This window comes from Streptococcus cristatus (genome assembly GCF_003944225.1).
Taxonomy (GTDB): Bacteria; Bacillota; Bacilli; order Lactobacillales; family Streptococcaceae; genus Streptococcus; species Streptococcus cristatus_K.
In genome coordinates this window covers 1-24,032 of the sequence record NZ_RJPN01000008.1, presented here as the reverse complement: position 1 = coordinate 24,032, position 24,032 = coordinate 1, and the positions used below count along the sequence as shown (strand labels likewise).

Sequence of the window (24,032 nt, the reverse complement as noted above, 5' to 3'; positions counted from 1 at the left end):
ACAATGACCTCCTAAAAATTTTTCCTTATTTTAACAAATTCATAAAATCCGCAACCGGATCATTTGGAACCATCTGAGCTGTCAGCTTCACTCCTTTTTCATGCAGCTTGTGGAAAGCTTCCACATCCGCATCAACCACATTGATAGAGCGAGTGATGGGGCGAGTTTCGTCTGACTGAGACATATTCCCGACGTTCAGTGTTTCCAGTGGAACACCAGCCTCTACCAAACGAAGGAAACGGTCTGGTTTGCGAGCGACGATAAAGAGTCGTTGTGAATCATATTTACCAGCCAAGATGTTTTCTGCTGCTTTAGCGATTGGCAAAATGCTGAGCTTCACTCCTGGCGGCGTTGCCAACTTGAGTCCGCTCTTTTCGATAGCATTTTCAGCTACCTCATCGTCAATCACCATAATGCGTGAAATGTTAAGCTTGGTAGTCCAGAGATTGGCTACCTGTCCATGGATCAAACGTCCATCGATACGTGCACCTACTATTGTCATAAATTTTCCCCCTTTATTGTTTTAAATGTAGGTTGGTTAACTAAGTTAATTGATTCTTCATATTCCCCTTCCGTTTCAAAAATGATGATTCGGTTATGTCCTTCTTTCAGAAGGCTATGTGGAATATAAAGCGATAAGGTTGGTCCGACATTCCAGAAACGGCCGATGTTGACGCCATTTACAAAGGCAAGACCCTTTCCGAAACCGGACAAGTCTAAATAAGTGTCTTTAAGCGCTTTCATTTCAAAGTCAAAAGCGTAGAAAGCTGGTTGCTCTGGCTGCCATCCTTTTGAATAATCAATGTTTTCTATGTTTTCAAAAGAAAGTGGATACTGTTGCCAATTCAGCAAGAAGTGCAAATCCTTGCAAACACCCGTCCGAATCCCTTTTCGCTGGGTATCTGCCAAGAACTTATGCCCGTAGTTGACCCGCCCCATGTTTTCCATCAGGACGTCAATACGGTGGGTGGTTTTCTTTTCTCCAGCAACAAAGATATCTTGACCAATCTCTGCTTGATACTGGGTTGCCATAAGCTTGCCGTCCACAAAGAGCTGCATCCGGTCGCGCCCGTCAATCACCCGAATTTTTTCCTCATCCGCATCCCAGCTGGCTTCGGTACGGTAAAGCAAGTAGCCATAGCTCTGCCCCAAATCCTCCATTTTGACAGGATAGAGACTCTCTACTGGCTGAGCCAAATCAGGCAATGCCTCAAATAAACTCACCTTCTCACTCAGAGCAATATCTCTCAGTTCAAAAGATTCTTTTGTGAGCGGTTTCATTTGTGGGTACTCAGGATAGTAGGTCTCCATCATTTTTTGCACTGCAAAATATTTCGGAGTTGGATTTCCCTGTTCATCGAGCAGGGCATCGTAATCATACGAAGTCACCTGTGGTAAATCCGTCACACCTCTGGCCGAGCAGCCATTCATGAAGCCAAAATTGGTGCCGCCGTGAAACATATAGAGGTTGATAGAGCCTTGTTTCAGAACCTCATGGACAGCTTGAGCCAGTTCCTCAGGATCCCTTTTGATAATTGGTTCTTTCCAACGATTGAACCAACCATCCCAAAACTCCATACACATGAGCGGCCATTTTTTGCCATGCTCATCAAAGAATTCCTGCATCTGGGCAAAATTATAATCTGCCTTGGAGCCGAAATTTCCTGTAACAAATAAATCTTCCTCAATCAGCGTGCCAGCTCTCAGCGTCGCCCGCCAAGGACCATCCGATGTAAAGAGCGGACAATCAAGGCCTCGATCCAACATCATCTGCCGAATCGCTCTCAGGTAGTCTTTATCCTCCCCGTAAGAGCCATATTCATTTTCCACTTGCATCATGAGGATATTCCCACCCTTGTCCAAGAGCCTTGGAACCAAGCGAGGAAGCAACTCATCATAGTAGTCTGCAACAGCTTGAAGATAAGGAGCATCAGAAGAACGGATTCTCATATCCTCAGTCAAGAGCCAGGCTGGCATGCCGCCAAATTCCCACTCCGCACAGATAAAGGGCGAAGGGCGAACGATGGCATATAATCCTAAATCTTGAGCAATCTGAAGAAATTTCTCAATATCCAAAATCCCCTGAAAGTCAAACTGGCCTTTCTTTGGCTCGTGCATGTTCCAAGGAACATAGGTCTCAACTGTATTGAAGCCTAGGGCTTTAAGATTGTAAAGCGAGTGATACCAGTCTTCCGGCTGAATCCGAAAATAGTGAATCGCTCCTGATAAAATCTTAAACTCCTGGCCATCCAAGTAGAAAGAAGAGCCTATTTCAAATCTCTTCATCTCCCCATTCCTCCTAGATTTAAAACGCTTTCATTTCTTGTTAATATTAATATAATAAACTTTTGCATAAATGTCAACATTTTTTTTAAAAATATGTTAAAATCAATATAGAGAGGGATAAAAAAAGAGAGGTGAGCACAATGGCTATTCCTAAATATCAACAAATCAAAGATGATTTGAAACAACAAATCATTTCTGGTAACTTTGAAAACGGTGATAGATTCTACACAGAAGCTGAATTAATCAAGATGTTCAACGTCAGTTCCATCACCGTTGTCCGCGCTTTGAACGAACTTGCGAATGATGGCTACATCATCCGTCAGCAAGGGAAGGGAACGTTTGTTTCACGCGCAAGAAAACACAAGCGTGTAGAATTCTCTGATATCGAAACTTTCCCTATCCAAAAGGATAAGGTGACTGTTCTGTCTATCGAACGTGGAAATGAATTAAGAATCTTGGAAAAACTAGAACTAACTCCGTCCCAGTTCTACTACAAGATTGACCGTATCAGAAGGACCGGCGATAAAGTCTATATTTATCACCAAACCTACATTCCTGAACAGTACATCAATCCAAATTATCCAGATTTGGACTACTACAGCTCGATCTACAATCGCTTCAAGACGGATTATCACATCCACATGAATGATGAGTATTTCGAAGAAACCAACGAAATCGTCTTTCCAACGCCAAAAGATATTGCTAAGACCTTGGAAATTGATCCAAACTTCCCAACTGTGCATCAAGTCAAGATCACAAAACTGGAAAATACTGGACAAATCCTAGAGTACAGCGAAACCTACAAGCGTGGCGATTTCTTCAAAATCAAATTTATTTCTTCTAGTCGCGATCATTAATCTGAAAAACGATGGTTCTCATGAGCTGTCGTTTTTCATTTCCTGACCAACTAGCCTACCTTTATTATAAACCTATCTATACCAATTTGCAAGACATTCTAAGAACTTTTGTTCATTAAAAAGTGAATTGTGTCAAAAAGTAAACAGAGCCTATTAATTTGTCCTGTTTTTCAATTATCCTAAGGAAGAAAAAATAAGAAACACTGGCTATTCCCCTGAAAATTGGTATAATGATAAAGCAAAAAAGCTGGGATTCAATCCCAGCTTTTTTGATATAAAATGTTCTTTATTTTTCAAATGAAATCGTTTATCAAGTCTTTAGAAAACCTGCTATTTCTTTATTTCTAATTCACGAACCTGAAGCAAAACATTAGACAAATCTGCCCCGGCCTGAAGAAGAGCAGCAGCCATATAGGCTCCCTCTACCAAAGGAACATTATTGATAATGATTTCCTTGTCAGAAAAGTCTGCGACCATTTCGAGATTCATGCGAGCTGAGCCCAGATCGAAAAAGGCCAAAATAGTGTCCTTGTCATTGGCATCTAAAGCCGCCTGAATACCTTCAAAGCTCGTCCCGATGCTACCGTCGTCCAACCCGCCCACATAGCTGATGGCCACATCTGCCGCCACCTGCGAGATGAGATCAAACAAGCCTTGGGCCAGATTTTTGGAATGGGAAACGATAAGAATGCCAGTATCTGCCATCAGCCTGCCTCCGTTTCTAGAAGAGCCTCAAAGAGGAGACCAGATGAAGCCGAACCAGGATCGATATGGCCGATAGAGCGCTCACCGACATAGGAAGCCCGCCCCTTGGTCGCTTTCAGATCTTTGGTCGCTTCCACTAGAGAACCAATCTTTTCACGCGTCAAGTCTCCAGACTGCAGAGAAACAGGAATCCCCGACCAGACATCCACCATGGTTTTCTCACCAGGCACAGCCTTGCCCCGCTTCTGAATCATGTCCAGCCCAGCTTGGATGACTTCTAGCAAGTCTTTGCCGTCTTTTTCAGCTTTGGCCATGCCCATGAAAGCCGAGCCATATAGAGGGCCTGAAGCACCGCCGACCTTGCTAATCAGCTGCATAGAAACAGCCTGAAAAACCTCAGCCGCACTAGCAAAGTCCTTAGCAGCTAGATTCTCTACTGCTGCTGCCATTCCCCTAGCCATATTGGCGCCATGATCACCATCGCCGATGGGGGTATCAAGGTCAGACAGATAGTCTTTCTGACTCTGGATCTTTTCGTTGAACAACTGCATCCATTTTTTTGCTCTTGCTGCGTCCATAGGCACCTCCTTACCAAGCGGCTGTCGTGACAAGACTGTTGAGAGCCTCCAGCCAGTCTGGCTGATCCAGCTGGATAAAGGTCAGAGAAATCCCAGCCATATCAATGGAGGTCATGTAATTACCCAGCTTTTTATAGACAACTTCGACTCCAGCTTCTGCCAGAAGATTTGCTACATCTGCCGCAAAGACATACTGCTCCATGAGCGGTGTTGCACCCATACCATTGATAAGAATGCCGATTTTCTTACCAGATTTGAGCTCAAAAGACTGACTGAGTTTTTCGACTAATTCCTTGGCTAAGTCCTTAGACGGCTGCATCTTTTCCTTGCGATAGCCGGGCTCTCCATGGATGCCGATACCAAACTCTATCTCATCATCAGCCAACACAAAACCAGGTTTACCGACTTCCGGCACGGTTGCCCCGCTCAGAGCCAAGCCAACCGTGTGAATATTTTTGACTAGCTCATCAGCTAGAGCCTTGATTTCAGACAGAGATTTGCCTGCACGCGCCGCATCCCCTAGAATCTTATGGACAAGAATGGTACCTGCCACTCCACGGCGACCTTGAGTATAGAGGCTGTCTTCCACTGCGATATCGTCATCGACGACGACGCTAGCCACCTCAATCCCTTCCATCTCAGCCATTTCCTGAGCCATTTCAAAGTTCATGATGTCACCAGAGTAATTCTTGATCACCATGAAGACCCCAGCTCCCTCATCTGCTTCCTTGATAGCCTGCAAGACCTGATCAGGTGTTGGTGAAGTAAAGACCGCTCCGCAAATAGCAGCCGACAGCATGCCCTCACCGACAAAGCCAGCGTGAGAAGGCTCATGACCGCTACCGCCGCCAGAAACCAGCCCAACCTTGCCCGTCTTCTCACTCTTGCGGGCAATGATATCAAAGCCCTCGACCCGATAAACCAAATCGCTGTGAATATAGGCCAAGCCCTCCAGCATCTCATCTACAACCGCTGTTGGGTCGTTGATAATTTTCTTCATAGGTGTCCTCCGTTTCTCAGCGTTTCTCTAAAATGAGCAATTCGCCCTAAAAAGAAAGCGCTATCATTTTGATATTATTTTAACATTTTATCTTACCGAAAGCAAATTCTGCCACATCATAGACTAGAAGAAAGCATCAAATTAGTTGACAATAAAAAGTAGACAGTGTATACTAAAAATAGATAAGTAGACAGTGTATACTTTAGGAGAAAATGAATGAAACGCAATACTGCCCAGCTGAAAGAACAACTCATCCAAACAGGGATTGACGAAATCGGAAAACACGGAATTGAACAGCTTTCGCTCAGGACTGTTGCCAAGGCCTGCGGCGTGACTCACGGCAGCCCTTACCGCCATTTTGAGAGCAAGGAAGGCTACCTTAAGGTCGTTTTGACCCAGCTTTCGCTGTTTCTCAATCAGGAAATCAATGAAAAGATTGATGCGACAGGTTCTGCGCGTGATCAGCTGACCCAGCTTGGTCTTAATTTCATTATTTTTGCCAAGACTTACCCTCATTTTTTCGAAGCTCTCTTTATCAAATTCCCTTTTAAATATATGAAGGTGACGCAGAACACCATTCTCTTGGAGTCTGACTTGCCTGGATTTGATAAATTTAAGGAGCTTGTTTTAAAGCTTCGCGAGGAGGAAAATTTTAGCAATAGCGAAGCGGAAAGTCTTTTTCACTTTTGGAGCTTTATCACGGGTCTAGCCGTTCTGGCTAACAGTCCTATCGGACAAGACCTTGACCCTCAAGCTATCCAAAGTACTATCGAGCACATGCTTGACATTTATATCAAAGGAGAACGATCATGAAAACCTTGATTATTTACACCTACCCCAGTCCAACTGGCTTCAATACTGCTATTCTCAAAGAGGTTCAAAGCAACCTTTCTAAGAAGCATGAGGTAAAAACCTTGGACTTGTATGCTGAAAATTTTGACCCTATCTTACGCTTTGACCAAGAACACAGACGCCGTGACCTGCATAAAGACCCTGAAATGGCAAAATACCGAGATTTGATTACTTGGGCAGACCATCTGATTTTCATTTTCCCTATCTGGTGGAGCGGTATGCCGGCCATTCTCAAAGGCTTTATCGACCGTGTCTTTGCGGCTGACTTCGCCTACTCTTATAAGAAAGTCGGCATGCAAGGCCATCTGCAAGGCAAGTCTGCCTGGATTATCGTCAGTCATAATACACCAGGTTTTGCCCTGCCTTTTGTCCAAGACTATGGCAAGGTGCTTAAAAATCAAATCCTGAAACTTTGCGGTATTTCTCCAGTCAAACTGACCGAGCTCAACGGAGTAGAACGTAAAACAGACCAACAACGCCAAGAAATGCTCAAGAAAATCGGGCAGCTGGCCAGTCAAATTTAAGATAAAGAAAACGGGAGCGGGAAAGAACTTCAAACAAGTTAAAAAGTTCGTCTTCCCACCCCCGCGCAGTTGATTAGGTCATCTTTGGAGCTTAAAAAGCGAAGGAAGATGCCAATTAACCACTGCGTTATCTATTTTTTCTAATTTAGATTCAAAAGCCTGGACTTTTTGTCCAGGCTCGTTTTTATGTCTAATCCAACCCCAAACGCTTGAAGATTTCATCTACGCGCTTGGTGTAGTATACTGGGTTGAATATCTCATCAATCTCTTCCTGAGTCAGGCGGGAAGTGACTTCTGGGTCCGCTTCGAGCAAAGGCTTGAAGTCCACTTGATTGTCCCAAGACTTGGCGGTCTTTGGCTGCACCAAGTCATAAGCCTGCTCCCGCGTCATGCCTTTTTCAATCAAGGTCAACATAGCCCGCTGGCTAAAGATAAGACCAAAGGTCGAGTTCATGTTGCGCTTCATATTTTCTGGGAAGACGGTCAAGTTCTTGACGATATTACCAAAGCGGTTGAGCATGTAGTCGATAAGAATAGTCGTGTCCGGAGCGATAATCCGCTCAGCTGATGAGTGGGAAATGTCACGCTCATGCCAGAGAGAGACATTCTCAAAGGCTGTCACCATGTGACCGCGAATGACACGCGCCAGACCAGTCATATTTTCAGAGCCGATAGGGTTGCGTTTGTGAGGCATAGCAGATGAACCCTTTTGCCCCTTGGCAAAGAACTCTTCGACTTCGCGCTGCTCAGACTTTTGCAGACCGCGAATCTCGGTCGCCATGCGCTCGATAGATGTCGCAATCAAGGCTAAGGCTGAGAAGTATTCGGCGTGGAGGTCACGTGGCAGAACTTGAGTCGAAATCTCCTGCGGACGGATGCCTAATTTCTCACAGACATAGCTTTCCACAAATGGCGGAATGTTGGCAAAGTTCCCAACTGCACCAGAGATTTTCCCGGCTTCCACACCCGCAGCCGCAATCTCAAAACGCTCAATGTTGCGCTTCATTTCGCTGTACCAAGTCGCGAGCTTAAGTCCGAAAGTCGTCGGCTCCGCATGCACCCCGTGGGTACGACCCATCATGATGGTGAACTTGTGCTCCCGCGCCCGCTCTGCAATGATGTCAGTGAAGCGACGCAAATCCTCACGAATGATGTCATTGGCCTGCTTGTAGAGGTAACCGTAGGCCGTATCCACCACGTCGGTTGAGGTCAGGCCATAGTGCACCCACTTGCGCTCCTCACCCAGCGTCTCAGAAACCGCCCGCGTGAAAGCCACCACATCGTGGCGCGTCTCCTGCTCAATCTCCAAGATGCGGTCAATGTCAAAGCCCGCCTTCTCACGAATCAAGGCCACATCTTCCTTGGGAATCTCACCCAGCTCAGCCCATGCCTCATCAGCCAGAATCTCTACCTCCAGCCAAGCCTTGTACTTATTTTCCTCAGTCCAAATGTTCGCCATCTCAGGGCGAGAGTAACGGTTGATCATTGTTTTATTTTCCTTTCTTTTTATCTTCATCTTATATCTAGTAATCTATCCAAGTAGATAAACTCATTCTAATTTAAACAAAATCAGTGCTCTATCTATGACTACGATTCATTCAAAAACAGTATTTCATATTAAAAACTAAAATAACAATTCGAAAAGACTTGTCAACTATTTTAGTTTTTTCTTATAGAATATTATACACTCGATTATATTAATCATTATGTTTTTTTGCCTGTTAAAGTATTTAATGCTGTTTTCACTCCCGCCCTACTTGATCCGATAGTATTAATATCTAATTTTTCAAAGAGTAATCTGGATTGCAATTCAACTACTAATTCATCTTCACTTAGATCTGTTAATTTTGAAAAATTATCTTTAAATAAATATTTAAACACGTCAAATGCCAATATAAAACCTACTGTCTTCTTAAGTGTTTTTTGATATAAATTATTCTGATTTAAAGATCGTATCCAAGAATTTAAATATTTAATTAATAATTCTGAAAGAGTTTCAACCTGGTAGGTTAAAAGAAAGTCTCTTAACAACAATTCATCATTCTTTTCTGGTGAGTAACCACCTATGAGCAGTTTATTATCTTCTAATACGTCTTTTGAAACCAGAGGTATTATTTGCTCAACAAGTGTAGCTTGAGAAACAATTTCAGCATCTGTCTTATAGCCCAACATCTTCACTTTTCTTCTCATTAATGATTTTGGGGAAGAATTTATATTATTAACCACCTCATGAGCAAATTTTTCCACAGTGATATCGTCAGATAATCCGTATAAGTCATACACTAAAGATTTAGACACTGGCTTTTGATGTCTATTTATAGCAGTAAAAATTTTGGCATCCTCATAATTTTCAGTATCAAAGACAAATAAAACAGATAATTCAAAATCCTCCTTATTCCCTCCCTCGTTTTCCATGTACTTTTCTATACCAGCCAATCTATGTTGTCCGTCTACTATTGAAAAATAAAGACCATTTTTTTTTATTTTTTCACTATCGACTAACAAAAATCCATTTTCAAGTGACAAAAAATCATTCTCCAAGGATTTTCCTTTATCATCATAAAAACTAATTACATTACTTTTGGCAGAAACAATTATTGGAGTAGGAAACATAGCAGATTCATCTTCACAAAATTTTGCAATATCTTCGATTCTTTTTTGACTAAGTAAGCGTTGAATTCCTGTTGAATTATACGGTGTTCTGACATTTGATTGACTGATTGGAATTAACTTCGAAGCCAACATCTTACTTAAGTAAAATTTTCCTGCCGGTTGTTTTATTGAAGTAAATCTATACTTTTCCATATTAATCTTCGCTTTCTGTCAAACTAGCTTGAATTTGGGTTACTAATTTAAAATACCTAGAGGCAAAACTGTTGGTATCGATAAAAAATTCCTTTAAATCTCTTATCTTTTCTTTATCTATAGATGAAGAAAACTCATCACCAATTTCTTTTAAGCTTTTAAAATAATTATTATCTATCTTATTTAATTTATCTTCCATACTGTTAATTTCGTCACAATTTAAAGGAAAAGGATTAGTTTGTGAAGTTTTTTGAGAAATTTTTTCTTTTGTACTTACTCTTCCTCTTACAAAATAAACAGTTTCTTGTTGAAATTTTTTAAACTTTGCTAAAGAATCCTGTGCATTTTCAATAGTATTAGGTAGCATATTAGAATTGCGATTGCTTCCATTTTGGATATTATAATATTTTTCTATATTTTTTATACCATTTCTAACGTCAGATAACTCATTCTCGATAGTCTTAATAAACTGTTCTACTTCAGATTTTTCAATTTTCCTATTTTCTAATTCAGTTTCAATTGCCTTATTTAAATCAGAATTTAGATTAAAACGATCCAATACAATAAAACTCATTATAAATGCTGGAACTGATAACATGATTGAGACCCATTCCATATTAGACTTCCACTGCGCAGTAATAAAAGATGAAAGCAATATTATTCCCGAGATGATAAGGAGCTGTTTCAAATTTTTTCTAATAAACGTTATCATATTTTATACCTATTAAAATATATATCCTTTCCCAAACTCAACCACATTATCTGGTTCATCACTAAACAAAGTCACATGCCCCATCTTGCGGTTGTGTTTTGCTTCTATTTTACCATACATGTGGAGGTGGGCGCTTGGATTTTCTGTGACATATTTCTCAGCGGCGTCGACATGCTGGCCGAGTACGTTGAGCATGACAGCTGGTGCATGCAGGTGGATAGCTGGCAGTGGTGCTCCCAGAACACCGAGAATATGGGTGTCAAACTGGGAGAAATCGCAGGCTTCGATAGAGTAATGTCCAGAGTTGTGTGGCCGTGGGGCAATCTCATTGACGATGATATCATCAGCGGTCGCAAACATTTCCACGCAGAGGGTTCCAGATAAGTTAAGCTGGTCTGCGATTCGCACCGCCATGGCTTTTGCCTTGTCTGCCAGACTTTCTGAAATGCGAGCTGGCACAATGGTCTTAGACAGGATATTGTTGCGGTGGATATTTTCCTGAACTGGGAAAACCGTCACGTCCTTGCCATTTCCTGACACGATGACGGAAATTTCAAGGTCAAAGTTGACGAACTCTTCCAAGACACAAGCTGCTGAATCGGCTAGCGCATAGGCTTCTTCCAAATCTTCTTCCGAGCAAATAACCTTTTGTCCATGCCCGTCGTAGCCACCTGTCGCAGTCTTGAGGACATAGTTTTTCGACAGGTCAATATCTGCCAAGTCTTGGCTAGAAGTCACGACTTTATAGGGTGCAACGGTGACTTGGGCCTTGTTTGATAGAAAGTCCTTTTCAAAAATACGATTTTGAGAAATGCGGAGCAGGTCCGTCCCTTGAGGGAGCTGACCATCCTTGATAACGGCATCCAAACCGTCAGCATCGACATTTTCAAATTCATAGGTCAGGACATCGCAACGTTCCGCCAGCTGACGAAGGGCGTCCACATCATTATAAGACGCCACGATGATTTCCGCCACGCGAGAGGCTGGACAGTCCGCCGCAGGATCCAGCGCAATGACCTTGTGCCCCATGTAGATAGCAGAAATAGCCATCATCTGTCCCAACTGACCGCCACCGATGATTCCGATTGTTTTAGATGAGCTCATTGCTAGACTCCTCTGCGATTTTTCCTTGTTCTTCAGCAAAATCCGCTAGCGCTGTTGCCAAGTCTTGGTCCTCAATGGCCAAGATCCGAAGGGCAGTCAGGGCAGCGTTGGTCGCACCAGCTTCCCCAATAGCCATAGTTGCCACAGGTACACCGCCCGGCATCTGCACAATCGAATAAAGCGAGTCCAGACCACTGAGCGCGCGTGATTTGACCGGTACGCCAATGACTGGCAGAGTGGTTTTAGCCGCTACCATTCCTGGCAAATGGGCGGCACCACCTGCACCTGCAATGATGACCTTGATGCCGCGACTGCGGGCTTCTTCGGCATGCTGAAACATGAGGTCTGGTGTACGGTGGGCAGAGACGACTTTCTTTTCGTAGGCTACACCGAAACGGTCTAGCACTTCGGCGGTTTTTTGCATGGTGGCCCAGTCGGATTTGGAACCCATGATGATGGAAATAATTGGTTTAGTCATGATTTTTCTTTTCTTTCCTTTCAACAATCACCTTAGGTTGTGAGGGACGACAGCAGCCACCAAAGGTGTCTCATGCCTAAATCGGAAGCCCAGGGTCTTCCGATTTCCCTGAACGATTAGCCTATCATCCAATCGTTCTTTCACAACGGCGGTGATTGTTCTATATTAGCTCGCTAACGCTCGCAAATCAAACGACCATTATCGTATTTGGCGACTACGTCGCTTTTTCTTACATCTTTATCTAATCGCCTTGCTTCCAATATCTGTTCGGTAGAAGAGGCCTTCTGTTTTTTGTTGGGATAGTTCTTGGTAGATGGTATCTTGGGCTTCTTTGACAGTGTTGGCTGTGGTGACTAGCATATAGACACGGCCGCCATTTGAGAGCAGTGCTCTGCTACTTTCCGCAAACTTAGCCCCTGCATAATAGGTGATGATGTCACCATCGGTTTTGGCTGGCAACTCAACGCCCTTTTCATAATCTAGCGGATAGCCATTTGACGCGACAACCACACCCAGAGTCACACCCTTGTCCGTCCAAGTGATAGCTGGCTCTTTACCTTCCAAAATATCAGTGATATTTTGCGCAAAGTCAGATGTCAGGCGGGGCAGGATAATCTGAGTTTCAGGATCTCCAAATCGAGCGTTGAACTCAATGACTTTAGGTCCATCAGCTGTCAAGATAAGCCCTGCATAAAGAACACCAAGATACGGGCGACCTTCCTTGATCATGCCCTCAAGGACTGGCTTGACAATAGTGTCAACCGCTGTGTCAACCACACTCTGTGGCAAGTGAGGGACTGGCGCATAGGCACCCATCCCACCAGTATTAGGACCCTTGTCGCCATCATAGGCCCTCTTGTGATCCTGAGCCGTCGGCAGGATGTAAAACTTATCGCCATTGACAAAGGCAAAGAGGGAGAACTCCTCCCCTTCAAGGAATTCCTCAATAACCACACGCGCTCCTGAGTCGCCAAATTTATTGTCCAGAAGCATATCGTGAGCTGCTTCGACTGCCTGCTCAACTGTCTCAGCAACGACGACACCTTTCCCGAGCGCCAAGCCGTCTGCCTTGACGACGATAGGAGCACCCTGCCTTTCGATGTAGGCTTTAGCTTCCTCAAAGTCGGAAAATGTACCATAGGCTGCTGTCGGAACGCCGTATTTAACCATGATTTCCTTGGCGAAATCCTTGGACCATTCCAGCTCAGCCGCAGCCTTGGTCGGACCAAAAGCCTTGAGCCCAGCTTGGTTAAAATCATCTACAATCCCAGCTGCCAGGGCATCATCCGGACCGATAAAGGACCAAGCAATATCGTTGGCCTTTACAAACTCAATCAATTTAGAATGTTCGGAAATTCCAATATTCACCAAGTCTAGCCCATCCAAGGTCATACCGTCATTTCCAGGTGCGACAAAGACTTGCTCCACATCCTGAGACTCCAACAACTTCTTGGCAATCGCATGCTCACGACCACCCGAACCAACAACTAAAAGCTTCATAGCTAAGATACCTCAATGTCCAATATCATAGGTGCTTACGCACCAAGCTAACACATCACGTAAAAACTACCGTATTTTTACGAATTATTTATCTAAATTATATCATAATCGTTCGTTTTATTCCATGATAAGCAGGAAAAGAAGAGAAATAATCTATTTTTGTTAGGGATATCCATCTCTGACAAATAAAGTCTACCTATATTATTTTTGATATTTTGACTATTTCATTACTTTTATTTTAAATATCAAAAATTTCATAAAACTAAAATAAATTAGAAATTCAACTATCATTATCTTTTAAAATTTTTTCTTTTTTTATATTTTTTCCCGAATAATCTAAATGGAATCATCCAAATTACTTATTCAAAGGAGATTTATGAAAAAATATCAGAAGCTATTTTTATTATCCGGAGCAGTCCTTGGGCTATTTGCCAGTCATTCCACGGCTCAAGCTGTTGCATCGACTGAAGCTGGAAACAAAGTCCTAGGCCCCACTGATCGTGCCAGCAATGTAACCGTCAATGTCACTGGGGATACGGCGCAGATTCATTACGCCCGCTCCAAAGCTCAGGTTCCCTACACCATTTCCCACGCAGTCTGGTCCGACGAAAATGGGCAGGATGATTTGAAATGGTACACCACACCTCAGACATCTAGCACAGCCATTGACCTCCGGCAGCACGCTGGCTATGGCACCTTCCATGTTCATACTTACATTAATATTAACGGTAAAATGATAGGCTTGAATGGTACGACCTTCACTGTTAATAAACCTGCGGTTAAGGTCTCTACTAATATTGTCGGACAAACTGGTCAAATTCACTTTAAGCGTAACAAAGACCAGATAAACTCTCGCATTTTACATGCGGTCTGGTCTGATGAAAACGGACAAGATGACTTAAAATGGTATAATGCCGGACAAGATATCACCGAATTTACACTTTCTAAGCACAAAGGTTATGGAAAATATTTCGTAGATACTTATGAAAATAAAAATGGCAAAATGATTTACCAATCGGGCACCACTTTCCATCTAGAAAAGCCTAATCCGATCATTCAGACAAGCTTCCCTGAACCCGGCATTATGGAAATCCTTATCAAAAATATTCCTGAATCCATGTATAAGGTCAATGTCCCAACCTGGTCTGAAAATAAGGGGCAAGATGATTTACAATGGTATCAAGCAAGAAAAAATCCTGATGGCAGTTATAGCGTTAGAGTCGAGCTGAAGAAACACAATTACGATACAGGAACCTACCATATCCATCTCTATGGAGAAAGCTATGTCAAGCCTGAATTTACAGGATTAGCAGGAACAACTGCTACGATAGATGTCGGAAAGCTGCCTTCCCCAGAAGAGCAAAAACCGCTTTTCTCTGTTGAAAATATCAATCAGGAAGAGGGGACCTACACTGTAAAAGTCTCTGAAACTGCAGCATCTAAGCCAATTCAATCCGTCCGCGTCCCTATTTGGAGTACCCAGAATCAAAGCAATATCAAGTGGTATGACGCGAGTAACAATGGAGATGGGACTTTTACTGCACAATTCAATATCCGCAACCACCAAGCCTTATCTGGAAGCTACACCAATCATATCTACGTTAAGTACAAAGATGGTAGCGAGCATAGCTATGCGACAGACAGCGTCACCCTCTCTGCTGAAAATATCAAAGCCAAGGTCTCTGTCAATAAAATTTCTACCTACAATTACGAAGTGACCGTTTCCGATGCTTTCGGACCAGGAACCATTTCTCTACCAACTTGGTCAGAGGTCAACGGCCAAGATGACATCAAATGGTACACTGCTAACAAAGTGGGCAATGGCTTGTATAAATTTACCATCAATACGCAACAGCATGCTGGAAATGGACTTTTCCATACACATGTTTACCGCAATCTCAATGGTCAGATGACTGGACTTACAGGCACCAGCTATCAGGTTGATAAACCAACTACGCCTGAGCCAACCCTCTACACCCCTGATTATGCGGGAGCCTCCTCTTATCCTCATGGTCAGTGTACTTGGGGAGCAAAAGTACTGGCTCCTTGGGCTGGTCCTTACTGGGGCAACGGTGGCCAATGGGCAGCTAGCGCACGCGCAGCTGGTTTCCGAACAGGAAGCACACCACAAGTCGGAGCCATCATCTGCTGGACCGATGGTGGTTATGGGCATGTCGGTGTTGTCACCCATGTCGAATCCAACACCCGCATCCAAATCAAAGAATCTAACTATGCAGGCAAACAGTACATTGGCAACTTCCGTGGCTGGTTCAATCCCTACGCCGCTGGTCAAGGAGCTGTCAGCTATATTTATCCAAAATAAATTTACTAAAAAACCTTGGCTTTATCAACCAAGGTTTTTCATCTGTTCAAATCGAAGCCGATTTCTTACTTCGCTAGTTTCTTTTCCAAATAGGCAACAATATCTGCGACATTTTCAAAGCGATCAACATCTTCATCTGAAATTTCAATCGCAAACTCATCCTCTAAAGTCAGGATGAATTCCATTAAGTCAACAGAATCAGCGCCTAAATCATCTTTTAAGCCCAAAGTTGGCTGGACAACAAAGTCCTTTCCTTGACGTTCTTGGATAATTTCTGTTACTTTTTGAAAAATTTGTTCTTGATTCATTCTGTATCCACCTCTTTTGAAAATTCCACCACAGATTTTCCGACAACATCTGTCTCCAGCATGGTTCGGATCTGACGAATGGTGCTATAAACAGCCTTGGCATCGCTTGAACCGTGTGTCTTGACCACTGGCGCCTTAAGACCAAAGAGAACGGCCCCACCGGCACTGGAATAGTCCAGACTCTTGCGCATTTCCTGTAGGCTGTCTTTGAGCAACAAAGCTCCTAGCTTAGCCTTGAGACCACCGCCTAGCACAGCCTTTTTGAGCTGGCCTAGGATGCTAATGGCAGTTCCTTCGATAGATTTGAGCACAGCATTGCCCGTAAAGCCATCTGCTACGACAACATCTGCCACTCCATCCATAAGGTCACGCGCCTCCACATTGCCGATGAAATTTAGTTTGTCATCCGCTGACAACAATGCATAGGTTTCCTTACGCAGAGGATCTCCCTTGCTGGCCTCAGTACCATTATTAAGCAAACCAACCCGTGGCCGCTTAATGCCACGAACATTTTCCGCATAAAAAGAACCTAGGATAGCATATTGATGCAGATGGTGAGGGGTATTTTCAGCATTTGCCCCCAGATCCAACATATCAAAACCTCGACCATCCACAGTCGGTAAAGTGGATAAAAGCCCTGGTCGGTCAATATTTTTGATCCGTCCGACGATAAAGAAGCCCGCCGCCAAAAGCGCTCCCGTATTACCAGCAGACAGGACTGCATCTGCTTCCCCATCCTTGACTGCCTTAGCTGCCAAAACCATGCTAGCCTGCTTCTTCTTGCGAATGGCCTTGGTCGGCTCATCATCCGAATCAATCTTTTCATCCGTATGAACGATGCTGACGCGCTCTGTTGCTGTCAACAGAGGTTTAATCTTGGCCTCATCCCCATAGAGAACAAGCTCAATATCCGAGAAGTCTCTCAGAGCCTGATTAGCACCTTCGACCAAAGCCTGAGGGGCATTGTCTCCGCCCATGGCATCAATAGCTATTTTTTTCATGCTGTTCTTCCTCATGTTTGTCTTGTAAAATACTGCCCCAGTCGCCCAGAGAGTCGATAAATTTCTTTGATTTGAGATGAATACCCACGTATTCATCATAAACTTGATCTATAAAGTCCCTGATCTGTCGCTTGATTTCTGGCTTAAGCGAAATCGTCTCCAGCTCACTAAACTGAACCGCCTGAAACTGATTGAGCAAAAAAGGAATATTGGGATTAAGATGACTGCGATGAGCATCCTTGTGATAATGCTCTGGGCAGAGCACCCCGCCATATTGAAAGGAAAAATCAAAAGGCAGACCTGTCCGATGGCAAAAAACACAGTCATGGAAATTCAGAGAAACCCCGAAGCGAGATAAAATCTGAATTTCAAAAATATTTGTCAAAACCTCATAATCCAGCCCTTGATTCATCAAATCCAGTGTCTTTTGCAAAAAAGCAAAGAGGGCTGGATCTGGTTGATTGTCCTGAATACTAGCATCTGCTAGAGCCGCCACATAGCTGGCATAAGCCATGACAAAGAGATCGCCCTTGATTTGCCCGTAACTTTCCACAGCTTGGTAATCTTCGATATAGCTGAGCCCATCGTCATTGATTTTCATCAAGAGTTCTGCCGCAGTCAGAGGCTGAATGACTGGTGCCAGCTTAGATTTTCCAGCATGTTTCACGAAAAACATTCGCTTGCCAGCCTGTTCCGTAAAGATCTTGATCAGCTTATCATCTTCCCGGAAATTCCGATTATAGAGAATCAAACTCTTGCTCGTTAACGGTCTAAGCATGCTCTTCCATGTACTCCTTGAGCCGTTTTAGAGCTTCCTTGATGGTTTCCATACTAGCTGCATAAGACAGACGGATATAGCCCTCTCCGTACTGGCCGAAGGCCGCTCCTGGGATAAAGGCCACAGCCTTCTTCTCAGCAAAATCCCGCAAAAAGGCAAAAGAATCTTGGTTGTAGCCTGCTGGAATCTTGGCAAAAATATAGAAAGCACCGTCTGGCTTGATAATCTGATAACCCAGCTCCGTCATCTGTTCGATAATATAATCCCGCCGCTGAACGTATTCCGCCTTCATGGGTTGAGCATCATCCTTACCAGCCGTCAAAGCTTCAATAGCTGCATATTGAGCCATGGTGTTAGCTGCCGTCACCAGATACTGATGGCTCTTGATCAATTGAGCCGTAAAAGCAGCAGGAGCAAAGATAAAGCCTAGTCGCCAGCCCGTCATAGCATGAGACTTGGACAAGCCATTGATGACGATGGTCTGCTCAGGCAAATATTCCGCCAGTGAAACGTGCCCCTGCTCCGTATAAGTCAACTCAGAGTAAACCTCATCGCAGACGACAAAAACTTCATACTTGCTCAATACAGCTGCCAAAGCCTCGATCTGCGCCCTAGAATAAGTCACACCAGTTGGATTGGCCGGATAGTTGAGAATAACCGCCTTTAGCTTGTCTCCTTGCGCCAAGATAGCCTGCTCCAGCATTTCAGGAGTCAAAACAAAGTCGTTTTCTGTCGTATCAATCTCGACAATCTCCGCCCCAACCAAATTCACAATCGGCTCATAGCCTGGATAAGCTGGTGCTGGTAGCAAGACCTTGTCGCCCTCCTCCAGAATAGCCGTCAGAGTCGCAGATAGGGCCTCAGTTGCCCCAATAGTGACTAAGACTTCATCTTCTGGACGATAGTTCAGATTGTACTTCTCCTTGACAAAGTCAGCCGCAGCCTGCCGCAGCTCCAAAAGCCCGCTCATCCCTGTATAGTGGCTCTGATTGGCATCAATAGCTGCCTTGGCCGCCTCCTTAATATGATCCGGTGTCGGAAAGTCCGGCTCCCCCAAGGTCAGCCGCAGAACACCTGGAATCGTAGAAATGGACTGGTCAAACTGACGAATCAGAGACACTTCAATTTTATCTAAATTCTTATTAAACTTCTTAGTCAAATCCATAGCCGCCTCCGATAATCTAATAGAACTATTATACTATAAATGCAGTACTACAGCAAAATTTTATTACAAATAGGAATAAGAAAGAGATTTAGCAAGTTGCTAAATCTCTAATACTCCACAATCCTTATATATTATGTCTTTCAAAAAGGGGCGAAAGTGGACGTTTTTCATGGATTCGAACGATGGCTTCTGCCAAGAGATGAGCGATAGAAATCTGCTCAATCTTATCGATTAATCTGTCCTCTGAAAGATAGATGGTATCTAAAACCACAAGTTTTTTGATAGCGGATTTTTGGATATTTTCCATAGCTGGCCCTGACAAGACTGGGTGAGTACAGCTCGCATAGACTTCCACAGCACCGGACGCTGCCAAAGCGTCTGCCGCATGACAAATAGTTCCCGCTGTATCAATCATATCATCTATCAGAATACAGGTCTTACCTTCCACCTTACCAATGATATTCATGACTTCACTGGTATTCATCTTATCAACGCTGCGACGTTTGTCGATAATCGCAATCGAAGTCTTGAGAAATTCAGCCAACTTACGAGCGCGGCTGACACCACCATGGTCTGGACTGACAACCACATAGTCGCTACCAACCATGCCCCGACGCTCAAAATAATCAGCAATCAAAGGCGCTCCCATCAAATGGTCGACAGGAATGTCAAAGAAACCTTGGATCTGAGCAGCATGCAAATCAATGGTCAATAGGCGATCTACCCCAGCAATCTCCATTAGGTTAGCCACTAATTTAGATGTAATTGGCTCACGAGCACGAGCTTTTCGATCTTGTCTAGCATAGCCATAGTAAGGCATCACTACGTTGATAGACTCCGCACTAGCCCGCTTCAAGGCATCCACCATGATCAAAATTTCCATTAGATTGTCATTGACAGGTGAGCTAGTTGACTGCAAGATAAAAACGTGCTTACCACGGATCGATTCTTCGATGTTTACTTGAATTTCCCCGTCAGAAAATTGACGAACCGTTGATTTCCCAAGCGGCATCCCAATCTCCTTTGCAACACGCTGCGCTAATTCTTGATTAGAAGAAAGAGCAAAGAGCTTTAAATCAGAAAAAGACATGATTCCCTCCAGATTCTAAATCGTCTTTTATTGTAACCAATTGCATTTGTCCTATCTACCATTGTAACGCTTTTCCAGCAATTTTTCAATAAAAAATAAAAGGGAGAACGAAAAGTCGTTCTCCTTCATATTTCATTAGTTTGGATAGATGTATGTTACGTATCCTTGTGCATTTGTTGGGTCAAACCATCCACGGTGATTACCGAGTGATTGGTTACCAGCATAGTTTGCTTCTGATACTTGAATGTTGTTAGCAGATTGAACTGCTGTTACAACTGCAACGTGTCCGTAGCCACCGTCGTTCCAACATGCGATTGCTCCAACTTGTGGTTGTGATCCTGTACGGAAGCCTGCTGCTGCTGCACTAGCTGCCCATTGGCCACCGTTACCCCAGTAGTCGCCAGCCCATGGTGCCAAAGTCTTAGCACCCCAAGTACATTGACCAACAGGATAAGTTGATGCTGAAAGGCTATAAGATGGAGTTGCAACAACTCCTGATGTAGCAACTGCTGCTTCTGCTGCAGGAGTCCCACCTGTATTATTTACAGCTTGAACTTGTGCTGCGAAGCTTGTATTTCCTGAAGCAAGGATTACTTGTTGTTGCGCTTGTTGCTGGTTCTTATATGCTGCTTCTGCCGCCGCTGCCTCAGCTGCTGCTTTTTCAGCTGCTGCTTTTTGCTCTAAGAGACTATTTTTTTCATTTTCAGCAGTTGCTTTTTCAGCTGCAAGGTTCAGTTGAGCAACCTTGAGTTCAGCCTGCTTAGTTGTCAACGCTTGTGCATCGTCTGCAAGTTTTTGTTGGTTTGCAATGACTGTATTGATAGCTTCATTATTAGCAACTTGTTTTTCAGCAATTTTTTCTTTATCTTCTTTTTGTTGTTCCAGCATTTTGTTGTTAGCCGAAACGATTTCGCTCATCGCTGCTACACGAGAGATAGCTTCAGTGATTGAAGCAGAGTTGATGATTGTGTTGATATAGCTTGTTGCCGTACCATTTGTTTGAGCACTACGCGCTTGGTTTGCAAGAGACTCATTACGAGCAACAATATTCTTTGATAACTCTTCAATTTCAGCAGTAAGTTTCGTAGATTCAGCATTCAATTTTTCATTTTCTGCTTGAAGCACTTCTTGTTGCTTTTGAATAGCTGAAACTTGTTTTTGAATTTCATCAACTTGTGCTTGTGCCGCTTTTTGTTGATTTGTTAAACTGTCAATTTTACTATTTTGAGCTGCAATTTTATCATCTGTACTATCAGCTTTAACATTAACTAGCGCAGCACCTTGAGAAAGGATCACCGCACTCAATAAAACTGATGTAAGTAGCTTTTTCTTCATAAAAATATTAACACTCCTTCTTACTAAGACATTATATAGTATATCAAAAAAATTCTGGCTATATATTACGCATTCGTTACATTTCTATTTCTAAATCATCATAAATAGACTTTTTCAAACAAAGGCTGTAACAATAGGAAAAGAAAGGCATTAAATACTAAAGTCGGCACCAAAGCATAGATAATAAAATCAGGGAATGTAAAGCTCGCTAAGTGCAAGAATGATGCAGAAGCAAAGCTAATCATTTCAAAAAAGAAGACAATCGTAATGATTGCTAAAACGCGTGTCCAACGATTTAGCAAAAATACAGACAGAAAATGATAGATGACAACTGTCAGTAGAGGCAAGATAAAAGTAAAAAGCCCAATCACATGTAGATAATAAACATCGTAAAAAAGCCCTAAAGTAAAGAAGAGGAAAAAAATATATTCCTTTGAAAAGTTTAAAAATAAGAAAACAGTAAAGAACAATAAAATATGACTTGCCGGATGCCACTTCTCAGCAAAAAGATCTACAAGACTTCTTGATAATTGACCATCAGTGAAGAAGATCAGAAATAGAAACAAAGCTGTAAAAAAAGTTCCTCTTAGAATTTTCATACTAATTTCTCACCAACAGAACCGCTTGAATATCAGATAAATCAGCAGCAGGCTTCACCAAAACTTCTTTGTTTAATTGGTCCTTATCAGCTGACATTGATAAAACTTGACCAACCAAGACATTCTCAGCATTATAAGAGCCGAGACCACTTGTCGTCACAGTTGCCCCTTCTTCAATTCCATCCACCGTATTTAGCTGGCTGACGATAAAAGCTGACTTTTCAGTGTCAAAACCAACAATGATGCCATAGGCAAAACCAGTTTTTGTCTTAATTTTAATTGCAATAGAACTATCATTCTTTTCATTTGTCAGTAGACTAACGACACTGGAAGAATCAGAAACACTAGTAACCGCTCCGATCAAACCACCATTAGAAATAGCCAACATAGAGGTTGTCACATCGCTAGACTGCCCCTTATCAAGAGTTAGTTCATTCTTCCAAGTAGATGGAGAGCGAGAAATAACCTCTGCAGCAATCTTGACAGCACTTTGATCATTATTTCGTAATTCTAATAGGGAACGCAACTCCTCATTCTCCAATTTTAAGGCATCAGAATTATTTGCCTTCTCTTCAAGATTGTAAATTGTTTCTTTTAGTGTCTCATTTTCTTGATAGGTCTCTATTAACTGAACAACCTTTTTCTTTTCCTTAGCAAAATAGTTAAAAGGAATAGCAACTACCCGATCAACACTGGACAAAAAATCACCAGTCACAGAAACAATCCATGGTGAAAGAGGGGAAAGCATCAAGCTTATCATAACAATTCCCAATAGCAAAATAGAAATCAAAAATTTAGACATCTTTAATTTATTCATTCCAATCTCCGCAACCAATAAATCCTAAAAAATGCTTATATGAATCCAGATCAGACTATAACAATTCAACTAACCGAGTTCAAATAAACAATAAAAAACAATTCTACAAAATAAAAACATTATAAAACAAGAAAAGGAGATAGCAAATGCTAAACTCCCTCATTTACGGAGAATGGGGGATTCGAACCCCCGCGCCAGTTACCCGACCTAACGATTTAGCAAACCGTCCTCTTCAGCCTCTTGAGTAATTCTCCAATATACTTAATGGGCACGAGTGGACTCGAACCACCGACCGAGACGGAATCGAACCGCCGACACATGGAGCTTCAATCCATTGCTCTACCAACTGAGCTACCGAGCCAAATTGCGGGAGCAGGATTTGAACCTACGACCTTCGGGTTATGAGCCCGACGAGCTACCTAGCTGCTCCATCCCGCGATATTCTAATCTAAGGAGGATGTGGGATTCGAACCCACGCACGCTTTTACACGCCTGACGGTTTTCAAGACCGTTCCCTTCAGCCGGACTTGGGTAATCCTCCAAGATATTTAATATGGACCTTGTAGGACTTGAACCTACGACCACTCGGTTATGAGCCGAGAGCTCTAACCAGCTGAGCTAAAGGTCCAACAAGATCGTTATAGCGGCGAAGGGGATCGAACCCCCGACCTCCCGGGTATGAACCGGACGCTCTAGCCAGCTGAGCTACACCGCCAGATATCGGGAAGACAGGATTCGAACCTGCGACACCTTGGTCCCAAACCAAGTACTCTACCAAGCTGAGCTACTTCCCGATCATAAGTAAAAACGGAGTCATATGACCTCGTTTCCCTTCATGCACCCTAGAGGAGTCGAACCTCTAACCGCCTGATTCGTAGTCAGGTACTCTATCCAGTTGAGCTAAGGGTGCTCTATATCACGATAATCAATTATAACAAAAACACATAAAAAAGTCAAAACTTTCTTATGCACCCTAGAGGAGTCGAACCTCTAACCGCCTGATTCGTAGTCAGGTACTCTATCCAGTTGAGCTAAGGGTGCCCTGTCGCATATCCGCTATGCCGAGGACCGGAATCGAACCGGTACGATCGTTACCAATCGCAGGATTTTAAGTCCTGTGCGTCTGCCAGTTCCGCCACCCCGGCCTCAAAGCGAACGACGGGATTCGAACCCGCGACCCCCACCTTGGCAAGGTGGTGTTCTACCACTGAACTA

The 24,032-nt window shown here is 43.3% G+C and carries 24 protein-coding genes and 11 tRNA genes; 4 read left to right on the top strand and 31 right to left on the bottom strand.

Annotation, left to right across the window (positions count from 1 at the left end):
* Window positions 1-25 precede the first annotated feature (25 nt).
* On the bottom strand, window positions 26-502 hold the full coding sequence (locus D8797_RS07960) for a PTS sugar transporter subunit IIB (RefSeq protein ID WP_045498334.1): 477 nt from the start codon (window positions 500-502) through the stop codon (window positions 26-28).
* Window positions 499-2,286 carry a glycoside hydrolase family 35 protein gene (locus D8797_RS07955; protein ID WP_125380072.1) on the bottom strand — a complete coding sequence of 596 codons (1,788 nt, stop codon included), beginning with the start codon at window positions 2,284-2,286 and terminating at the stop codon, window positions 499-501. Before D8797_RS07955 ends, D8797_RS07960 begins: the two co-directional genes overlap by 4 nt.
* Before the next feature lie 140 nt (window positions 2,287-2,426).
* Between D8797_RS07955 and agaR the strand changes: the two genes are divergently transcribed.
* Window positions 2,427-3,143, top strand: a complete 717-nt coding sequence (agaR, locus tag D8797_RS07950) for a transcriptional regulator AgaR (RefSeq protein WP_005591344.1) — start codon at window positions 2,427-2,429, stop codon at window positions 3,141-3,143.
* Between the two features lie 330 nt (window positions 3,144-3,473).
* Here agaR and dhaM read toward each other — a convergent pair whose 3' ends face one another.
* From dhaM to dhaK, 3 genes are read right to left on the bottom strand one after another with little or no spacing between them, the layout of a single operon-like run.
* Window positions 3,474-3,848, bottom strand: coding sequence for a dihydroxyacetone kinase phosphoryl donor subunit DhaM (gene dhaM, locus D8797_RS07945; protein WP_125380070.1), 375 nt, complete (start codon window positions 3,846-3,848; stop codon window positions 3,474-3,476).
* The gene (dhaL, locus tag D8797_RS07940; RefSeq protein ID WP_125380068.1) at window positions 3,848-4,426 is read right to left on the bottom strand and encodes a dihydroxyacetone kinase subunit DhaL; all 579 of its coding nucleotides are present in this window, start codon (window positions 4,424-4,426) and stop codon (window positions 3,848-3,850) included. The genes dhaM and dhaL overlap by 1 nt, the downstream gene beginning before the upstream one ends.
* Before the next feature lie 10 nt (window positions 4,427-4,436).
* Window positions 4,437-5,426 (bottom strand): dihydroxyacetone kinase subunit DhaK, encoded by a 990-nt coding sequence (gene dhaK / locus D8797_RS07935; RefSeq protein ID WP_125380066.1) that lies wholly within the window; start codon window positions 5,424-5,426, stop codon window positions 4,437-4,439.
* A gap of 216 nt (window positions 5,427-5,642) precedes the next feature.
* Here dhaK and D8797_RS07930 point away from each other — a divergent pair, with 216 nt between their 5' ends.
* A complete protein-coding gene (locus D8797_RS07930) occupies window positions 5,643-6,239 on the top strand; it encodes a TetR/AcrR family transcriptional regulator (RefSeq protein ID WP_125380064.1) in 597 nt (198 codons plus the stop codon).
* Complete coding sequence (locus tag D8797_RS07925; RefSeq protein WP_125380062.1) at window positions 6,236-6,802, top strand: NAD(P)H-dependent oxidoreductase; 567 nt, start codon at window positions 6,236-6,238, stop codon at window positions 6,800-6,802. The genes D8797_RS07930 and D8797_RS07925 overlap by 4 nt, the downstream gene beginning before the upstream one ends.
* A 190-nt stretch (window positions 6,803-6,992) precedes the next feature.
* Here the strand turns inward: D8797_RS07925 and purB are convergent, their stop codons facing one another.
* From purB to purD, 7 genes are all read right to left on the bottom strand, one after another.
* A complete protein-coding gene (gene purB / locus D8797_RS07920; RefSeq protein ID WP_125380060.1) occupies window positions 6,993-8,288 on the bottom strand; it encodes an adenylosuccinate lyase in 1,296 nt (431 codons plus the stop codon).
* Window positions 8,289-8,506: 218 nt separating this feature from the next.
* The gene (locus D8797_RS07915) at window positions 8,507-9,607 is read right to left on the bottom strand and encodes a DGQHR domain-containing protein (RefSeq protein ID WP_125380058.1); all 1,101 of its coding nucleotides are present in this window, start codon (window positions 9,605-9,607) and stop codon (window positions 8,507-8,509) included.
* Window position 9,608: 1 nt separating this feature from the next.
* Window positions 9,609-10,223: a hypothetical protein gene (locus tag D8797_RS07910; protein ID WP_125380056.1), complete on the bottom strand. Its 615-nt coding sequence runs from the start codon at window positions 10,221-10,223 to the stop codon at window positions 9,609-9,611.
* Window positions 10,224-10,331: 108 nt separating this feature from the next.
* On the bottom strand, window positions 10,332-11,423 hold the full coding sequence (gene purK / locus D8797_RS07905) for a 5-(carboxyamino)imidazole ribonucleotide synthase (RefSeq protein WP_125380054.1): 1,092 nt from the start codon (window positions 11,421-11,423) through the stop codon (window positions 10,332-10,334).
* Window positions 11,410-11,901 (bottom strand): 5-(carboxyamino)imidazole ribonucleotide mutase, encoded by a 492-nt coding sequence (gene purE, locus D8797_RS07900; RefSeq protein WP_125380052.1) that lies wholly within the window; start codon window positions 11,899-11,901, stop codon window positions 11,410-11,412. The genes purK and purE overlap by 14 nt, the downstream gene beginning before the upstream one ends.
* A gap of 27 nt (window positions 11,902-11,928) precedes the next feature.
* A complete protein-coding gene (locus D8797_RS10560; RefSeq protein ID WP_080553372.1) occupies window positions 11,929-12,045 on the bottom strand; it encodes a phosphoribosylaminoimidazole carboxylase in 117 nt (38 codons plus the stop codon).
* A 93-nt stretch (window positions 12,046-12,138) separates the two neighbouring features.
* Window positions 12,139-13,401 carry a phosphoribosylamine--glycine ligase gene (gene purD, locus D8797_RS07890; RefSeq protein WP_125380050.1) on the bottom strand — a complete coding sequence of 421 codons (1,263 nt, stop codon included), beginning with the start codon at window positions 13,399-13,401 and terminating at the stop codon, window positions 12,139-12,141.
* 376 nt (window positions 13,402-13,777) lie between these two features.
* On the opposite strand from purD, the gene D8797_RS07885 reads away from it, so the two are divergent.
* Window positions 13,778-15,724 carry a GBS Bsp-like repeat-containing protein gene (locus tag D8797_RS07885; protein WP_125380048.1) on the top strand — a complete coding sequence of 649 codons (1,947 nt, stop codon included), beginning with the start codon at window positions 13,778-13,780 and terminating at the stop codon, window positions 15,722-15,724.
* 65 nt (window positions 15,725-15,789) lie between these two features.
* Here D8797_RS07885 and D8797_RS07880 read toward each other — a convergent pair whose 3' ends face one another.
* The 19 genes from D8797_RS07880 to D8797_RS07790 form a co-directional block, all read right to left on the bottom strand.
* On the bottom strand, window positions 15,790-16,032 hold the full coding sequence (locus D8797_RS07880) for an acyl carrier protein (protein ID WP_005591354.1): 243 nt from the start codon (window positions 16,030-16,032) through the stop codon (window positions 15,790-15,792).
* On the bottom strand, window positions 16,029-17,033 hold the full coding sequence (plsX, locus tag D8797_RS07875; RefSeq protein WP_125380046.1) for a phosphate acyltransferase PlsX: 1,005 nt from the start codon (window positions 17,031-17,033) through the stop codon (window positions 16,029-16,031). Before plsX ends, D8797_RS07880 begins: the two co-directional genes overlap by 4 nt.
* The gene (recO, locus tag D8797_RS07870) at window positions 17,014-17,811 is read right to left on the bottom strand and encodes a DNA repair protein RecO (RefSeq protein ID WP_125380044.1); all 798 of its coding nucleotides are present in this window, start codon (window positions 17,809-17,811) and stop codon (window positions 17,014-17,016) included. Before recO ends, plsX begins: the two co-directional genes overlap by 20 nt.
* Complete coding sequence (locus D8797_RS07865; RefSeq protein WP_125380042.1) at window positions 17,804-18,976, bottom strand: pyridoxal phosphate-dependent aminotransferase; 1,173 nt, start codon at window positions 18,974-18,976, stop codon at window positions 17,804-17,806. The genes recO and D8797_RS07865 overlap by 8 nt, the downstream gene beginning before the upstream one ends.
* A 124-nt stretch (window positions 18,977-19,100) precedes the next feature.
* A complete protein-coding gene (locus D8797_RS07860) occupies window positions 19,101-20,066 on the bottom strand; it encodes a ribose-phosphate diphosphokinase (RefSeq protein WP_061909808.1) in 966 nt (321 codons plus the stop codon).
* A gap of 135 nt (window positions 20,067-20,201) precedes the next feature.
* A complete protein-coding gene (pcsB, locus tag D8797_RS07855; protein WP_125380040.1) occupies window positions 20,202-21,401 on the bottom strand; it encodes a peptidoglycan hydrolase PcsB in 1,200 nt (399 codons plus the stop codon).
* 98 nt (window positions 21,402-21,499) lie between these two features.
* The gene (gene mreD, locus D8797_RS07850) at window positions 21,500-22,000 is read right to left on the bottom strand and encodes a rod shape-determining protein MreD (protein WP_125380038.1); all 501 of its coding nucleotides are present in this window, start codon (window positions 21,998-22,000) and stop codon (window positions 21,500-21,502) included.
* 1 nt (window position 22,001) lies between these two features.
* Window positions 22,002-22,817 (bottom strand): rod shape-determining protein MreC, encoded by an 816-nt coding sequence (gene mreC, locus D8797_RS07845; RefSeq protein ID WP_125380036.1) that lies wholly within the window; start codon window positions 22,815-22,817, stop codon window positions 22,002-22,004.
* A 166-nt stretch (window positions 22,818-22,983) separates the two neighbouring features.
* Window positions 22,984-23,071: transfer RNA gene (locus D8797_RS07840), tRNA-Ser, on the bottom strand.
* A gap of 11 nt (window positions 23,072-23,082) precedes the next feature.
* Window positions 23,083-23,172 (bottom strand) — tRNA-Phe (locus tag D8797_RS07835).
* A 9-nt stretch (window positions 23,173-23,181) separates the two neighbouring features.
* A tRNA-Met gene (locus D8797_RS07830) sits at window positions 23,182-23,255 on the bottom strand.
* A 13-nt stretch (window positions 23,256-23,268) separates the two neighbouring features.
* Window positions 23,269-23,358 (bottom strand) — tRNA-Ser (locus tag D8797_RS07825).
* A gap of 13 nt (window positions 23,359-23,371) precedes the next feature.
* Window positions 23,372-23,445 (bottom strand) — tRNA-Ile (locus D8797_RS07820).
* Between the two features lie 13 nt (window positions 23,446-23,458).
* Window positions 23,459-23,532, bottom strand: a tRNA-Met gene (locus D8797_RS07815).
* Window positions 23,533-23,537: 5 nt separating this feature from the next.
* A tRNA-Pro gene (locus D8797_RS07810) sits at window positions 23,538-23,611 on the bottom strand.
* Between the two features lie 42 nt (window positions 23,612-23,653).
* Window positions 23,654-23,727: transfer RNA gene (locus D8797_RS07805), tRNA-Arg, on the bottom strand.
* A 57-nt stretch (window positions 23,728-23,784) separates the two neighbouring features.
* Window positions 23,785-23,858: transfer RNA gene (locus tag D8797_RS07800), tRNA-Arg, on the bottom strand.
* 18 nt (window positions 23,859-23,876) lie between these two features.
* A tRNA-Leu gene (locus tag D8797_RS07795) sits at window positions 23,877-23,962 on the bottom strand.
* Between the two features lie 8 nt (window positions 23,963-23,970).
* A tRNA-Gly gene (locus tag D8797_RS07790) sits at window positions 23,971-24,031 on the bottom strand.
* Window position 24,032 lies beyond the last annotated feature (1 nt).

Coding starts and splice junctions, on each gene's coding strand:
- mreD (WP_125380038.1), bottom strand. CDS start 22,000: ATGAAAATTCTAAGAGGAACTTTTTTTACAGCTTTGTTTCTATTTCTG.
- purE (WP_125380052.1), bottom strand. CDS start 11,901: ATGACTAAACCAATTATTTCCATCATCATGGGTTCCAAATCCGACTGG.
- D8797_RS07860 (WP_061909808.1), bottom strand. CDS start 20,066: ATGTCTTTTTCTGATTTAAAGCTCTTTGCTCTTTCTTCTAATCAAGAA.
- D8797_RS07885 (WP_125380048.1), top strand. CDS start 13,778: ATGAAAAAATATCAGAAGCTATTTTTATTATCCGGAGCAGTCCTTGGG.
- D8797_RS07910 (WP_125380056.1), bottom strand. CDS start 10,223: ATGGAATGGGTCTCAATCATGTTATCAGTTCCAGCATTTATAATGAGT.
- D8797_RS07915 (WP_125380058.1), bottom strand. CDS start 9,607: ATGGAAAAGTATAGATTTACTTCAATAAAACAACCGGCAGGAAAATTT.
- purD (WP_125380050.1), bottom strand. CDS start 13,401: ATGAAGCTTTTAGTTGTTGGTTCGGGTGGTCGTGAGCATGCGATTGCC.
- pcsB (WP_125380040.1), bottom strand. CDS start 21,401: ATGAAGAAAAAGCTACTTACATCAGTTTTATTGAGTGCGGTGATCCTT.
- D8797_RS07955 (WP_125380072.1), bottom strand. CDS start 2,286: ATGAAGAGATTTGAAATAGGCTCTTCTTTCTACTTGGATGGCCAGGAG.
- D8797_RS07865 (WP_125380042.1), bottom strand. CDS start 18,976: ATGGATTTGACTAAGAAGTTTAATAAGAATTTAGATAAAATTGAAGTG.
- plsX (WP_125380046.1), bottom strand. CDS start 17,033: ATGAAAAAAATAGCTATTGATGCCATGGGCGGAGACAATGCCCCTCAG.
- purB (WP_125380060.1), bottom strand. CDS start 8,288: ATGATCAACCGTTACTCTCGCCCTGAGATGGCGAACATTTGGACTGAG.
- agaR (WP_005591344.1), top strand. CDS start 2,427: ATGGCTATTCCTAAATATCAACAAATCAAAGATGATTTGAAACAACAA.
- dhaL (WP_125380068.1), bottom strand. CDS start 4,426: ATGGACGCAGCAAGAGCAAAAAAATGGATGCAGTTGTTCAACGAAAAG.
- purK (WP_125380054.1), bottom strand. CDS start 11,423: ATGAGCTCATCTAAAACAATCGGAATCATCGGTGGCGGTCAGTTGGGA.
- D8797_RS07880 (WP_005591354.1), bottom strand. CDS start 16,032: ATGAATCAAGAACAAATTTTTCAAAAAGTAACAGAAATTATCCAAGAA.
- D8797_RS07925 (WP_125380062.1), top strand. CDS start 6,236: ATGAAAACCTTGATTATTTACACCTACCCCAGTCCAACTGGCTTCAAT.
- D8797_RS07960 (WP_045498334.1), bottom strand. CDS start 502: ATGACAATAGTAGGTGCACGTATCGATGGACGTTTGATCCATGGACAG.
- dhaM (WP_125380070.1), bottom strand. CDS start 3,848: ATGGCAGATACTGGCATTCTTATCGTTTCCCATTCCAAAAATCTGGCC.
- dhaK (WP_125380066.1), bottom strand. CDS start 5,426: ATGAAGAAAATTATCAACGACCCAACAGCGGTTGTAGATGAGATGCTG.
- D8797_RS07930 (WP_125380064.1), top strand. CDS start 5,643: ATGAAACGCAATACTGCCCAGCTGAAAGAACAACTCATCCAAACAGGG.
- recO (WP_125380044.1), bottom strand. CDS start 17,811: ATGCTTAGACCGTTAACGAGCAAGAGTTTGATTCTCTATAATCGGAAT.
- mreC (WP_125380036.1), bottom strand. CDS start 22,817: ATGAATAAATTAAAGATGTCTAAATTTTTGATTTCTATTTTGCTATTG.